Source organism: Vibrio sp. SCSIO 43132 (assembly GCF_019904195.1).
Classification (GTDB): domain Bacteria; phylum Pseudomonadota; class Gammaproteobacteria; order Enterobacterales; family Vibrionaceae; genus Vibrio; species Vibrio nigripulchritudo.
Map to the genome: position 1 here is coordinate 241,595 of NZ_CP063200.1, position 13,679 is coordinate 255,273.

At 48.0% G+C, this 13,679-nt stretch carries 8 protein-coding genes; 5 read left to right on the forward strand and 3 right to left on the reverse strand.

Features of this window, described 5'->3' with window-relative positions:
* Positions 1 to 208 precede the first annotated feature (208 nt).
* Positions 209 to 5,665 carry a glutamate synthase-related protein gene (locus INR79_RS19235; protein WP_223098895.1) on the forward strand — a complete coding sequence of 1,819 codons (5,457 nt, stop codon included), beginning with the start codon at positions 209 to 211 and terminating at the stop codon, positions 5,663 to 5,665.
* A 30-nt stretch (positions 5,666 to 5,695) separates the two neighbouring features.
* Complete coding sequence (locus INR79_RS19240) at positions 5,696 to 7,456, forward strand: sulfite reductase flavoprotein subunit alpha (protein ID WP_022592004.1); 1,761 nt, start codon at positions 5,696 to 5,698, stop codon at positions 7,454 to 7,456.
* A 59-nt stretch (positions 7,457 to 7,515) separates the two neighbouring features.
* Here INR79_RS19240 and INR79_RS19245 read toward each other — a convergent pair whose 3' ends face one another.
* Positions 7,516 to 8,412 carry a LysR family transcriptional regulator gene (locus INR79_RS19245; protein ID WP_223098897.1) on the reverse strand — a complete coding sequence of 299 codons (897 nt, stop codon included), beginning with the start codon at positions 8,410 to 8,412 and terminating at the stop codon, positions 7,516 to 7,518.
* A 106-nt stretch (positions 8,413 to 8,518) separates the two neighbouring features.
* Here INR79_RS19245 and INR79_RS19250 point away from each other — a divergent pair, with 106 nt between their 5' ends.
* Both INR79_RS19250 and yghU read left to right on the forward strand, forming a co-directional pair.
* On the forward strand, positions 8,519 to 9,412 hold the full coding sequence (locus tag INR79_RS19250) for an alpha/beta hydrolase (protein ID WP_262415441.1): 894 nt from the start codon (positions 8,519 to 8,521) through the stop codon (positions 9,410 to 9,412).
* Positions 9,413 to 9,815: 403 nt separating this feature from the next.
* The gene (gene yghU / locus INR79_RS19255; protein ID WP_022560570.1) at positions 9,816 to 10,676 is read left to right on the forward strand and encodes a glutathione-dependent disulfide-bond oxidoreductase; all 861 of its coding nucleotides are present in this window, start codon (positions 9,816 to 9,818) and stop codon (positions 10,674 to 10,676) included.
* 74 nt (positions 10,677 to 10,750) lie between these two features.
* On the opposite strand, the gene INR79_RS19260 is transcribed toward yghU, so the two are convergent.
* Entirely contained in the window at positions 10,751 to 11,404 is a 654-nt protein-coding gene (locus tag INR79_RS19260; protein ID WP_223098899.1) for an FMN-dependent NADH-azoreductase, read from the reverse strand.
* Between the two features lie 119 nt (positions 11,405 to 11,523).
* Here INR79_RS19260 and INR79_RS19265 point away from each other — a divergent pair, with 119 nt between their 5' ends.
* Entirely contained in the window at positions 11,524 to 12,378 is an 855-nt protein-coding gene (locus INR79_RS19265) for a LysR family transcriptional regulator (protein ID WP_223098901.1), read from the forward strand.
* Between the two features lie 24 nt (positions 12,379 to 12,402).
* Here INR79_RS19265 and INR79_RS19270 read toward each other — a convergent pair whose 3' ends face one another.
* Positions 12,403 to 13,656 carry an SGNH/GDSL hydrolase family protein gene (locus tag INR79_RS19270; protein ID WP_223098903.1) on the reverse strand — a complete coding sequence of 418 codons (1,254 nt, stop codon included), beginning with the start codon at positions 13,654 to 13,656 and terminating at the stop codon, positions 12,403 to 12,405.
* Between the last annotated feature and the right edge of the window lie 23 nt (positions 13,657 to 13,679).

The following is a 13,679-nucleotide window of genomic DNA, read 5'->3' on the forward strand; positions in this document are numbered from 1 at the left end:
TTTATGCAGTACTTTGTAGAGTTTTGATGTGAAGCACGGTTTATATGTTGTAGTAAACCTACATAAGTAAGCAAAAACACAGCTGAAAATTTCTACAAATACTGACCCAACATTTATCTGGCAATAATTTCGAAAGACGGCGTTCCATACATTACATGCCAAAGGACCTGCAGAGTATTTAGCTGCAAGCAATCAAGGAAATGATCGAATGAATCAGGAATCTCGCTCGCTGTATGATCGCGAGCATGAACACTCAAGCTGTGGGGTGGGTTTTATCACGGATAAAACCGGTGAGCAGACTCACCAACTCCTTGCCCTAGCTCACGAAGCTTTGTGTACCATACCCCATCGAGGTGGTATGAATGCCGAAGGTATTGGTGATGGCGCTGGTGTCAATATTGACCTGTCTGTCAACTTTTACCGTTTTCTGTTAAACGAGCCAACCCTTGAAAAAGGGGAGTTTGGCGTCGCGAACTTCTTTTTTCCTTTCGACTCTACCCAGTTTGAGAACGCGAAAACACTCATTCTGGAAACACTATACAAGTATTCTTTAAAGGTTGAATTGTGGCGCGAAGTGCCGGTCAACCCAGAGGCAGTGAATAATGCCTCGCAAAAAGTACAGCAAACGATTCAACAGGTGGTTTTTCTAAGAGGCGACAGCCAGCCTGACGCCCAAGCTTTCGAAGACCAGATTAATGCAGCGTTGTCTGAACTTGAATCTGTTGGTTTTACTGCGCCTGAACTGGAAGGGTTCTACCCGCTTTCAATGAGTTCTCGTACTCAGGTTTACAAAGGTCGTTTAAATTCAGGCGAGGTGGTGCCGTATTTTGCGGATCTAACGCACCCAGAGCACCACGTTACTACCCTGTTTTTTCATACCCGTTTCTCCACCAACACCGCTCCAGCAACGATGATGGCTCAGCCATTTCGTCGTATGGCGCACAATGGTGAATTGAATACGGATAAGAAAAACCGTCTAAGTGAAGACGCGATCGCGCGTCAACAGCACAAAAAAGTCATTTTCCCGAAAGGACAGTCGGATTCCGCGCGTCTGGACCAAACTCTTGCTCGCCGTGTAATTGAAGATCGCATGGACATCGTAACAGCGGTGTTGGCGATGATGCCTCCTGCATGGGAAAACGACGAATCCATCTCTCAGGAAGTCCGTGACATGCTGGAGTATTTCAGCCTGTCAGAAGAGAAAAACGATGGTCCTGCAGCCCTTATTTTCTCTGATGGTGAAAAAGTGGGTGCGCGTCTGGACCGCTTGGGTCTGCGCCCATTACGTAGTGTCGAAACAGATCGCTACCTAGCGGTAATGAGTGAATCCGGTCAGATCGATTTCCCTCCAGAAGATGTTGTGCGTTACGGTCGTATCCAGGCTGGTGGCATGATTTACTTCGATCATTCCACTGGTAAGAGTTACGAGACCAAAGAAATTCTTGAAACACTGGCAAAAGAGCGCAACTACTCTGCGTTGCTCGCGTCTGCAAAAATGACGTTGGGTGATATCGACTCAGTTGATGTTTCATCGATTCAGGAAAACACCAATTTTAGTACCTACAGCCGTCATGTGGCGTACTCACTGAACCAGGAAAGTTTCAAATTTTTCCTCGACCCAATGATCGAAAACGGCGCAGAAAAAATCTCTGCGATGGGTTTTGGTCTGGCACCAAACGTGCTGACCGACGAAGAAGGCGGCATGTCCAAGTACTTCAGCCAACGTTTTGCTCAGGTAACCAACCCACCACTTGATTCCTTGCGTGAATCCGATGGTATGACCCTGCGTGTTGCTCTGGGTGCCAAGCCGGGGTTCAGCCCGCAAGATACGGTTCAGCTTGTTTTGCAATCGCCAGTTTTGCAACCTCAGCAACTGGAACAGATTCTAAATCAGGATCGCATTGAAGTCGCAACCTTCGACGCGCTTTATAGCCCGACGCTTAACAGCCGTGAAGACAACGCTAAGCGTGTGGAAGAAGCCATTGTCGCGCTTTGTGATGAGATTGAAGAAGCGGCGCGTCGTCGCTGTGGTATCGTGCTTCTGACCGACAAAAACATCGGAAAAGACAAAGCCGCATTACCTGCGATTCTTATGGTGGCGGCTGCCAACCAAAGACTGATCAAGCAAGGCTTACGTTTTAACACCAGTATCGTTTACCTGACGGGTCAGGCTGCAAGTAGCCACGATATTGCCTGTTTACTTGGTTTTGGTGCGTCGGCAGTGTGCCCAATTTCTGTTTTCTACAGAGCGCAAACCTTATCCAACAACCAGACGGTTGAAGCCGGGTTGAAGAACTTCCAGAAAGCCGTTGAAAAGTCACTCATGAAGACCATGGGTAAATTTGGTCTCTGTACTGCAGAGAGCTACATCGGCGGTGAATTCTTTGAATCCAACTTCCTAGACTCCGATTCAGATTGTCTGAAAGACTACTTCCCGAACATCAGCTCGCCAGTCGGTGGTGCTCGTTTTGATGATTTGGCATGGAGCTCAGCGAAGTGGCACTTCAAAGCACTGGCGATTAACGAAGAAAATCAGATCCCACTGCTTGGTTTGTTTAAAGAACGTCAGGATGGTGCGGGTCACAGCTTCGGTAATACCGCGGTTCGTGAGTACATCAATATGACTCAAGAACCGGTGACATACGCGGATCAGGCTGAACTGGCGATGGATAAAACCAACCAGTTCGCTAGCGAAGACATCGCCTATAAAGACAAAGGCTATGAAAAGCGTACACCAGAGCAAATTGATGAATTTGAAGTCACGCCTTCGTATCGTTCGTTCATCGACAACCTTTACAGCGAACGTGAAGAACGCCCTGCGGCTCTGCGTGACATCCTGCTATTGCCATTAGACTTCTCAGCGGCGAGCACGGTAGAAGAATTTGCACACTTACTTGATCGCTTCCACCTGGACGGCAACGTCAACTATCTGTGGGGCGGCATTACGATAGAGAGCCAGTCCCAAACGGATCGTGCGTTTACCATCGCGCTTGATAACACAGAGCGTACTGCGCTACTCGCAGAAGCGCTGCAAAATGGCTGGGGCGAGAATGTCGAGCAACTGTCATTGCATGCCGACAAAGTCGATGTGGTGCTGACCGAGAAGTATGCTCAGTTCCTGGCAAGCATCAAAAAAGCCAATGCTCCGATTTCACTTGATGAAGTCGAGCCTGCTCATGTTATTACTCCGACCTTTGCCTCTGGTGCGATGAGTCACGGTGCGTTGAACTCCAACGCTCACATTGCTGTAGCACAAGGAACAAACATCGCCGGTGCCATGAGTAACTCCGGTGAGGGTGGTGAACATTCAACACGTTTTAACAGCATCAAGTCGAGCAAGATCAAGCAGTTTGCTTCTGGCCGATTTGGTGTTTGGGTTGGCTACTTAGCGGATCCGCAGCTTGAAGAGATCGAAATTAAGATCGCTCAGGGTGCGAAGCCAGGTGAGGGGGGCCAGTTACCTTCTCCAAAAGTAACCGTGGAAATCGCCGCTGCGCGTGGTGGTACACCGGGCGTCGAGCTTGTGAGCCCACCGCCACACCACGATACCTACTCCATCGAGGATTTGGGTCAGTTGATCCACGATGCGAAAGCCGCTCGTGTTCGAGTCATCGTTAAACTGGTGTCTTCTGAAGGCATTGGCACCATCGCTGTTGGTGTAGCCAAAGCGGGTGCCGACGTGATTAACGTTGCGGGTAATACTGGTGGTACAGGTGCCGCTGCGGTGACCAGTTTGAAAAACACCGGTCGCGCCGCGGAAATTGGTATTGCTGAAGTTCATCAGTCACTAAGTGAAAACGGCTTGCGCGATAAAGTCACGCTTCGCTGCTCCAACGCCCACCAAACGGGTATGGACGTGATCAAATCAGCCATCATGGGCGGGGACTCATTCGAGTTCGGTACAACCGCGTTGATGATGCTGAAATGTGTGATGGCGAAGAACTGTAATATCAAGTGTCCTGCTGGTCTTACGACGAACCCAGAGCTTTACCAAGGTGATCCTCGTGCGCTTGCGCAGTACTTCCAGAACGTTGCGCATGAAGTGCGTGAAATTCTGGCAAGCCTTGGTTTCCAGAGCCTGCGCGAAATCCGCGGTAAAACTGAACTGCTTCATCTTGCCAATCACCACAGCATTGTTGGTCGCTTAGACGTAACAGGTCTGCTTCACGAAGTAGAACATGTCCGAGTGGCGCACCCTGTGTATCTGGAAGCGGACTTCACACCTGATGATGCTTACATCGAAAAACTGCTGGGCGACTACTTCGATTCAGAACTTCTGAATATCGAACTGTCTGGCACGAAACTCAACAACCGTAACAAGTCGACGGGTGGTCAGCTATCCATCGACATTGAACGCGCTCTTAACTACCAGAATGTGGGCGAGAATCACCCGGCTGTATTCACGGCTGGTAACGGGCGACGCTTCCTTGATGCCGAGTCTGTCGTGGTTCGCACTCACGGTAGCGCGGGTCAGAGTTACGGTGCATTCAACAACTCCGGTCTCGTGATGGAGCATGTGGGTACCTGTAACGATGGCGTCGGTAAAGGCTCCAGTGGTGGTCACATTGTCGTGCGTACACCAGGAAGCAAACAGCTTTCAGCAGGCAACAATGTTCTGATTGGTAACTTTGCCCTGTTCGGCGCAACGGGTGGTCAGGCATTTATTCAGGGTGAAGCGGGCGACCGATTCGCTGTGCGTAACTCCGGTGCCGTCGCGGTTGTTGAAGGCGTGGGTGATTTCTGTTGCGAATACATGACCAACGGCTCTGTAATTAACCTTGGCAGCTACGGCAAAGGTTTTGGTAACGGTATGTCTGGTGGTGTTGCTTATCAATACGACGTGGATGGCGCGTTTGCGAACCGTTGCAGTAAAGACTCCGTACTTGCTCTGCCTCTGATTGAACATAATGAGGGCTATGAAGAAGCGCTGAAATGGCACTTAGAGCAACACGTTAAGTTTACTCAGTCAGAAACTGCAAAAGCGATTCTGGCAGATTGGGCAACCAGCCGTACCTTGTTTACTTTGGTACTGCCACTGGCGCTCACTCAAAGCCAGCACCCAGACAGTATTCTTTCTACGCACCCGCGTAAGAAGATGCTGGAAGAGTTGATTCAGGGCGAAGCGAACCGCTTAATCGAAGAAGTTCACTTTGCTTATGAAGACAATCAACCGTTATCGAGAGGCTTTAGCCCTCAATACGGTGACATGGATACACCCCTGATTTGCAACCTGTTGACACAAAGTGGTGTGCTGCATCGCGCTCACCAACTTGTGAAAGGTCAATATGAAGGTGACGTTGAACAATCTCGTGCCGTTAAGCGCTTGTTCGAACTTCGTGATAAGAAATTGCTGGATATGCTTCTCAAGGATGTGAAAGAAGCGATTTCGAACTATCGCGATGAAGAACTTGCGGTGTTGCTCGCTGCAAAACGCGTACAGGATTACAAAACGTCTCTCGCTCGCCGCGACGTATGGGATACCCATTCGAGAGGAACCACTGTTTGGATCTTGGCACGTGAGCAAGACATTAGTGAGCAGATGAAAGACATCGAATCTGTTTCTTTACGTATGGCAACTTTGTACTGCCACGTATTTGCAGACGTGATTCGAGACGACATCGAACAACAAAAAACTCAAGAACAATTAGAAGCCCAAACAGCCTAGGGAAGGCTAGATTTCATAGTAGGAAGAAAAATGAAAGTACCTTATTTGCCTCAAGACATTCCGTTTAACGACGATCAGAAGACCTGGTTGGCGGGCTTCTTCTCTGGTCTGCATTCTCGCCTGTTGGTGAAAGAAGAATCCGTAGTACACGCGGAATCCAAACCACAAGTGAAAGCGCTGACCGTTCTTTATGGTTCTCAAACAGGTAACGCGGAAGCTGTTGCCTACGATACTGCTGAAAAAGCCAAAGAATACGGCATGACAGCGACGGTTTACGATATGGACGATGTGGATCCGCAAATCTTCGTCAAGTCCTCCCGCATCCTTATTGTCACCAGTACTTATGGTGAAGGTGAAATGCCAGACAACGCAGAGTCACTCTGGCAGACCATGTCTGATGAACATGCGCCGAAACTCGATGGCACCTTCTTCTCAGTACTCGCGCTTGGCGACACCAGCTACGATGAATTCTGTCTGGCGGGTAAACTCTGGGATGAACGCTTAGAAGAGCTAGGCGCGACCCGAGTCACTGCACGTGTAGATTGTGATATCGACTTTGAACAGCCAGCGGAAGAGTGGATGATTGCCACACTGCCGGGCATCGCTGACAAAGGTGATGATGGCGAAGCAGGTGCCCCTCAGGGAGGCTCTGCCCCAAAGGCTAAGTCGAAGTACAGCCGTAAGAACCCACTTCAGGCAACGTTGAAAAACAAGCGTGTGCTAAACAAAGAAGGCTCCAGTAAAGAAATCGTTCACTACGAGATTTCTCTGGAAGGCAGCGGTGAGTTCTATAAAGCTGGTGACGCGCTCAATGTAATCCCTCAAAACCAGCCTGAGCTGGTACAAGCGTTCCTTGAACACTTTAAGTTCTCGGGTGATGAAAAACCGTCCTGGAATGGCGAAAACTTCAGTCTGCGTGAGATTTTTACACGTCATCTGGATATTCGTACTCCTTCTAAAGAATTTGTGAAGGCTCTGGCGGAAAGTGCCAGTGACCATAAACTGATCACGCTTATTGGCAACGAAGACAGCAAAGATCTGAACGACTTCCTGTGGGGCAAAGACATCTTGGATCTGCTTCGTCAGTACCCAAGTGTGACTCTGTCTCTGGCAGAGATCCTGTCTCTGCTTAAGCCTATCGCGCCGCGTGCTTACTCGATTTCTTCCAGCCTGAACAAGCATGAAGACGAAGTGCACCTGACCATTGGCAGCGTGCGTTACCAAAACGGTGATCGTGCATACAACGGTACGTGCTCTACCTGGCTGGCGGATTTGGTTGAGGAAGGCGACGTCGTGCCGTGCTACTTTGCTCCGAACAAGAACTTCGCGGTTCCAGAGGATGACAAAGCACCAATGATCATGGTTGGTCCGGGTACGGGTATTGCTCCTTTCCGTTCTTTCCTGGAAGAGCGCGAAGTTCAGGCGTCTCCGGGTGACAACTGGCTGATCTTCGGCGACAGAAACAGCTCAACCGATTTCATCTACCAGGAAGAGCTGGAAGCGCTGCAAAGTAAGGGAGTGCTTACCAAGTTAGACTTAGCTTTCTCACGCGATCAGGCAGAAAAAGTCTATGTACAGGATAAGATGCGTGAAGGTGGTGCAGAGTTGTTTGCATGGCTGGAGCGCGGCGGTTACTTCTTCGTTTGTGGTGATGCCTACTACATGGCGAAAGACGTGGATAAAGCCCTTCATGAGGTGATTGAAGTTCACGGTAACAAGTCGAAAGAAGAAGCGGAAGCTTATGTGAATCAGCTTAAGAAACAGAAACGTTACGTACGTGATGTGTACTAAGTAGCGCTCTGCTTTAATCAGTCAGAAGCCATGGAGTCTTTTCGGTCTCCATGGCTTTTTTATTTGCCGAGTTTTCTGAACCACTCACATAGAAACTGGATAAAACATCGCAGTCTTTCGGGTTGGTAGCGGTTTTTGGTGTACAGAAGATGGATTGGAATAGGCGGGATGTGCCAGCCTTCTATCGCCCTGACCAGTTGCCCATTTTTCAGGTATTCCAAGGTGTATAAACTCGGCAGCCGGCATATTCCCATGCCATTTACCGCGTAATTCAACAGCACCCGGCTGTTTGCACAGCGGGCAGCAGGTTCAATGTGAAGAGAGAATACTTCTTCGCTGGCATTGACCAGAGACCATTTATCAACTGTACCGGTTAAACACTTATGGGACTTCAGATCTCTGGGGTGGAGGATTGGCGCTGCACCTTTCAGATAAGCTGGTGAGCAAAACAGACCAATTTCCATGTCCATCAAGTGTCTGGACACCATTCGAGAGTCGGGAAGTTCTCCTGAACGGATGATCAGATCGAATGGGTCATCCATTAGGCTGACCTGTTTGCTATCAAAAGAAACACCGATATAAATGTCCGGGTAAGCGGCAGAAAACTCAGCAATGGCCTGAGAAAGGTACTCTTCCCCAAAAGCGCCCCCAAGACTGTTGATGCGAATTTTCCCCGACACAGAGGTGTTCATTTCCACTGCATCCGAGGCGGCTTTATCAATCTCTGCCAAAGCGCTCTGGCTGGTGGAATAAAAACGCTCACCGGGCTCAGTCAGCTTAAGGGTACGGGTTGTCCGAATAAGCAGTTGAACACCCAACGCTTTTTCAAGCTGACTCAGCTGCCGTGAAACATGTGCTTTAGACGATCCCAGTTCTTCCGCCGCTTTCGTAAAGCTGCCTTCGGTAACCACGGCGACGAACGCCTTTACATCAAGAAGAGATATATTGTTGTTCATTTGGTAACAGTAGGTTTTATGTTGATGTATATATCATAAATCAATCTGTTTTTAAGATGTAGTCATTGGCTTACAAGCCAAACACTCAATCTATAAAAGGCAGATAATGATGACGTACACCAAGAAAGAAACTCACTTTTTTAGCAATGGCAACCGAATTGCGGCTCACTTATTTATTCCTTCCAATGAGGCAAGCGACTTTCCGGCGATTGTGATTGCAGCACCTCAAGCAGGTGTGAAAGAACAAACGGTTGACCACTACGCAACCAGACTGGCTTCAAAAGGGTTTGTGGCACTTACATTCGATCACGCAAGTTTTGGAGCCAGTGAAGGTGAACCAAGATTCCACGAAAACCCTTATATCAAGTCAGAAGATATCTCGAATGCGGTCACTTTTCTGAGCCTGCACGATCAGGTTCAGAGCGATAATATCTACGGACTGGGGGTCTGCTCTGGTGGAGGATATTTGAGTTTTTGCGCTGCGACCGATCGCAGAATCAAAGCGGTGGCAACCGTGAGTGCTTATTTTGATCACCGAGGCTTTTACCACTCGGTTATGGGTCGAGACGGTGTGCTGGATGTGCTTAAGATTGGGAATCTGGCACGTGAAACGTATCTGCATACGGGTTACGTTTCTTACCTCCCTCATGCCCCTGAAAATGTCAGTTCGGATATGCCAAGGCTCTTTCGTGAGTTTTATGAGTACTACATGACCCCTCGCGGGCAAAAAGGTCAATATGAGAGCAAGTTTCTCCCTTGGTCATTTGCCAGCCTGGTGAATTTCTCTGCGCTCGATATCGCAGAAAGGCTTGCGCCAACACCACTTCTGATGATTGTGGGTTCAGAAGCCGATTCAGCGTACGAAAGCGAGCAAATGCTGGCGGCTACAGGAGGTGGCGCTGAGTTGGTCGTTATCCATGGCTCTAACCATATCGGGCTTTATGATGTGGCGGAATACGTCGACCAAGCGGCAGAAAGAATTGCTCAACACTTCGCCTAATCTTTTGCGAATCCAGTGGTGCAATGTCGCTGGATTCGATTTATTTTCAAAATGCCCAAAGGAACTTCCTTTAACTTGGGTCTACAATTTAGTGAAACTTCTCACCCGCTCGAACCACTAGGATGATTTTTCGGATCGGTGTTTCGACTTCTCCAATAGATCCAAGATTTCAATGAGATGGTGTTTTTAGTACCCATTTTTTCATTGCTTTTATGGATCTGGGATATATGGACCATCGTATAAATTCAGCCTACAAGATTGCTGGCTTATATTTTTATTATTACTGACAGTATCTTATAAATAACCGATCGTTCTAATAAAAAGTTGATTCAGGGGTTTTAACTCAGAATAATGACCAGATAGTAACTATGTAGACATACAGAAATACTGATAAGGAATAACAATGGCAAACGAATACACACCACCTAAAGTCTGGACTATGGATGCCGAAAACGGCGGTCAGTGGGCAAGCATCAACCGACCAGATTCCGGTGCAAGACATGAACAAGAGCTGCCAGTTGGTGAGCACCCGTTACAGCTGTATTCAATGGGGACGCCTAATGGTCAGAAAGCCACAATCATGCTGGAAGAATTACTGGCTTTAGGGGTTACCGAAGCAGAATACGATGCGCACATCATCAAAATTGGTGATGGCGACCAGTTTGGTTCTGGATTTGTTGGTGTTAACCCGAACTCTAAAATCCCGGCTCTGGTCGACCGTTCTGGTGAAGAGCCTGTGAACGTGTTCGAATCAGGAAACATCCTGCTTTATCTGGCAGAAAAATTTGGTCAACTGATCCCGCAAGATGCGCAGGGCAGAGCAGTGACTCTTAACTGGTTATTCTGGCTACAGGGTTCTGCCCCGTATTTGGGCGGTGGATTCGGGCATTTCTATTCTTATGCACCAGAGAAGTTTGAATACCCAATCAACCGATTCACAATGGAAGCCAAACGCCAGCTAGATGTGCTGGATAAGCGACTGGCAGAAAGCCGATTCCTGGGTGGAGACGAGTACAGCATTGCAGACATCGCAACCTGGCCTTGGTACGGTAACCTTGTGTTAGGCAGCTTGTATGATGCGGCTGAATTTTTGGACGTCAGCAGTTACAAAAACCTGCAGCGTTGGGCGAAAGAAATTGAAGCTCGCCCGGCGGTACAGCGTGGCCGCACAGTGAACCGTTCCTGGGGAGAAGAGTGGGAGCAAGTCCCAGAGCGTCATTCCGCGTCAGACATTGATGAAGTGTTGGCTAAGAAGCCTCAGTAAAGCACTGTCGCACCGCGCAGAACTTTTTAGAAGCATCATCAAGCCCCAGTCTTTGTAACTGGGGCTTTCTTGTTTTACTTGGCGTATTGATGTGCCAGTGCTTTCGCTTTGTTTATCGCATTTTCCAGAGACTGAGCGTGCCTTTCATCTTTGAACTCCTGATATTCACTTGCGATTTCATGAAAGTGATCGGCTCCTAAGTAGGGGCTCAGCTGTTCGATATGGGCACTCAGATGATTCTTATGTGCCTGGCTTTCACCTTTCCCAAAACTGTATTCACCACTAGAAGTACACAAGATAACAATCTTGCCCGACAAAATAGGTTCGATGGGCGGTTCTTTTTTGCTATCGAATGAAAAAGTTTTATTTACCCTAATGATTTGATCAAACCACGCTTTCAAGACCGCTGGCATACCGTAATTGTACATCGGGGAAGAGATAACAATGATGTCGGCAGCTTCAACCTCTTCGATTAATTCGTCGGATATAGCAAGGGAGGATGTTTGGTCGCTCTTCTTCTCATCGGAAAAACTTTCCGATATCCAGCCAATATCGATAAAAGGAGGTGGATTGACAGCTAAATCTCTAACTATCAGATTGTTAATCTTTGTGTTCTTTTCTATCTCAGACACAAAGTGATGGGCTATCCGGCGCGAAACCGACTGGTGAGGCTGTGGCTCAGGAGAAAACTGCCTTGGGCTGGCATCGATTTGTAGCAAAGTGATCATAACGCATCCTCTGTATTGTGACCCTTAATTCGTGAGATCATTTTTGCTTTTACGACTGAATTTTGACAAACGAGAAAAAGCACCTTATAGATGAATAAAACTTGATCATAAGGTTTGAGATGAAGTCACTTCCTCCGCTCAATTATCTGCGTACTTTTGCCATCGCCGCGGAATATGGCAGTTTTAAACATGCCGCTTCCATATTGAATGTCACGCCGACGGCGGTTTCCCATCAGATCAAAAATCTGGAGTCGCACCTTGGCGTCGAGCTGTTTGAGCGGAAAATCCGGTCAGTCGCACTTACCCAAGAGGGAAAGAAACTCGCGACGACCACTCGAAACGTATTTGCACAGCTTGAGGAAACCCTGCTGGACATTCAGCAGCCTGCAAATAGGGTGAGTATTTCTTGCTGCACGTCTTTTGCGGCTTTATGGCTGGCACCAAGGTTACCGACGTTAAATGCAAAACGTCCGGATTTGGAGGTGGAAATTTGTGCCAGTGACAGGCTGGTGGATTTCAATCATGAGCGTCGTGTTGATATTGCGGTTCGCTACGGATTACCGGGAACCATTGAAGATGGAGAGGTTCTTCTGGGTACAGAGCGGTTAGGGTGTTATGCCACCGCTAAGTCAGAAATGTTACCCAATACTCTGTTTGTGACCGAGTGGGAAGACGAGTCTTTTATTCCTAACGTGCCCTGGCAGACGCATTTTTCTGATCAAGAAATTGTCATACGCAAGTTCAATCAGGAACAGTATGTACTGCAGGCGGCCCTTGCGGGGCAGGGAGTGGCGTTGGTGAGTGATGTGCTCAGTGAGATGGCACGAAAACAGAATTGGTTAACGCAAAGACAGGATCTGCCTTCATTTGAAGGTTACAGTTACTACCTCAGGGTATCGCCACACAGCCGCGACAAGCACTTGGTGAAGTATTGTGTCGACTGGTTTCAGGAACAATTTAAGGAGCGGGCGTAAACCCGCTTCAATAGACCCTAGCAATTAAAGCGCCGTTTTTTCAGCTTCGAGCACTTTTTCCGCCAGATATTTGTGTACCGCGGTTGTTGGATGGGTTACGTCCCAAAATACATAGTTATCAGATCCAATCTCGGCGCATTGGTTTGTGATGTCGTGACTGTAAAGATAGTCTTGAGCTGCGCTTCGGTTTAGGTTCAGACAAGGTTCTGTGGTATTCACAAACCCATGCTTCTCAGGGTTTGACGTGAGATCCTCAAACAAGCTGTAGCCATCGAGCAGGGTGATGTTAATTCCTTTGCTCTTGTAAGCTGCCGCCTGCTCTTCGATAAAGGCATTGAATTCTATAACCTTCTTGCGAATCACCGCTATTTCATCCTCAGTACTGTATTTGAACTGCGGAGCTTTGGTGGCATCAGGAAGAGTGAGTAGAACAAGGTGTTTTGCTCCCGCATCGGTCAACCGAACCATAGCGCGACTGAAGTCCGCTTTAACGTCGGTGACTTCTCGACCGTAATTCATAAAGTCGTTTAAACCGAATTCCAAAGTAAACAGGGTATTTTCAATTCTGTAGTTTTTGGCTTCTTCCATGTAAGTCAGGAAAGAAGTCACCTGTTCATTCACCCCTGTCAGCAACAGATATTGATTGGAGCCCGCCGCCCCGCCGACTGACCAGTTGTAGACTGGCAGATTTTTCGCCTTTGCCAAATATTCTGCCCAGATAAATCCATTGGAAAAGTGACCCATAAACCAGGAATGAGGATTTGGGAACTGCCATTGAGAGGCGTTAAAAATGTTGCCTGTGTCGGACAAGCTGTCACCAAGCACTACCACTTTATTTAGAGCATTTGCCTGCATAACATAATCGTTCGACCAGATGGTGTGGTTGTACGACAGTTGGTTGTCTGCGGCATAAAAAGTGATGTCTGCGTTATCGTGAGTCACTCCCAAAGTTTGCTCGCAACGTTCCTGAATATAGGATTGTGGGGTGTCGGTGTAGAACATATTTTTATGCTGAACAGCCGACCACCAGTAACCGTCAAGTTTTAGGTGGTCGCCATTTTCATTTAAAGCCCATTCCCAATCCGTTCCGACCTCTTCAATCGCGTGGCTAGTACGATACCAGCAGCGTACATAAGTGGATTTTTCCCGGTTGAAAAGGTAGTAAACCTGTTCTGAAATGGAGGAGGTATTCGCCAGTGTTGTGTCTAAATCCATTAGCGATGTAAATGGCTGAACTGCCCCTAGGCTTGTAACAATAGGTAGTAGGTAACTGAGCATAGATACTCTTTATCATTGATTAT

Excerpts from the sequence above, each read along its gene's own strand:
- yghU (WP_022560570.1), top strand. The coding sequence starts at position 9,816 with ATGGCAAACGAATACACACCACCTAAAGTCTGGACTATGGATGCCGAA.
- INR79_RS19260 (WP_223098899.1), bottom strand. The coding sequence starts at position 11,404 with ATGATCACTTTGCTACAAATCGATGCCAGCCCAAGGCAGTTTTCTCCT.
- INR79_RS19270 (WP_223098903.1), bottom strand. The coding sequence starts at position 13,656 with ATGCTCAGTTACCTACTACCTATTGTTACAAGCCTAGGGGCAGTTCAG.
- INR79_RS19235 (WP_223098895.1), top strand. The coding sequence starts at position 209 with ATGAATCAGGAATCTCGCTCGCTGTATGATCGCGAGCATGAACACTCA.
- INR79_RS19265 (WP_223098901.1), top strand. The coding sequence starts at position 11,524 with ATGAAGTCACTTCCTCCGCTCAATTATCTGCGTACTTTTGCCATCGCC.
- INR79_RS19245 (WP_223098897.1), bottom strand. The coding sequence starts at position 8,412 with ATGAACAACAATATATCTCTTCTTGATGTAAAGGCGTTCGTCGCCGTG.
- INR79_RS19240 (WP_022592004.1), top strand. The coding sequence starts at position 5,696 with ATGAAAGTACCTTATTTGCCTCAAGACATTCCGTTTAACGACGATCAG.
- INR79_RS19250 (WP_262415441.1), top strand. The coding sequence starts at position 8,519 with ATGATGACGTACACCAAGAAAGAAACTCACTTTTTTAGCAATGGCAAC.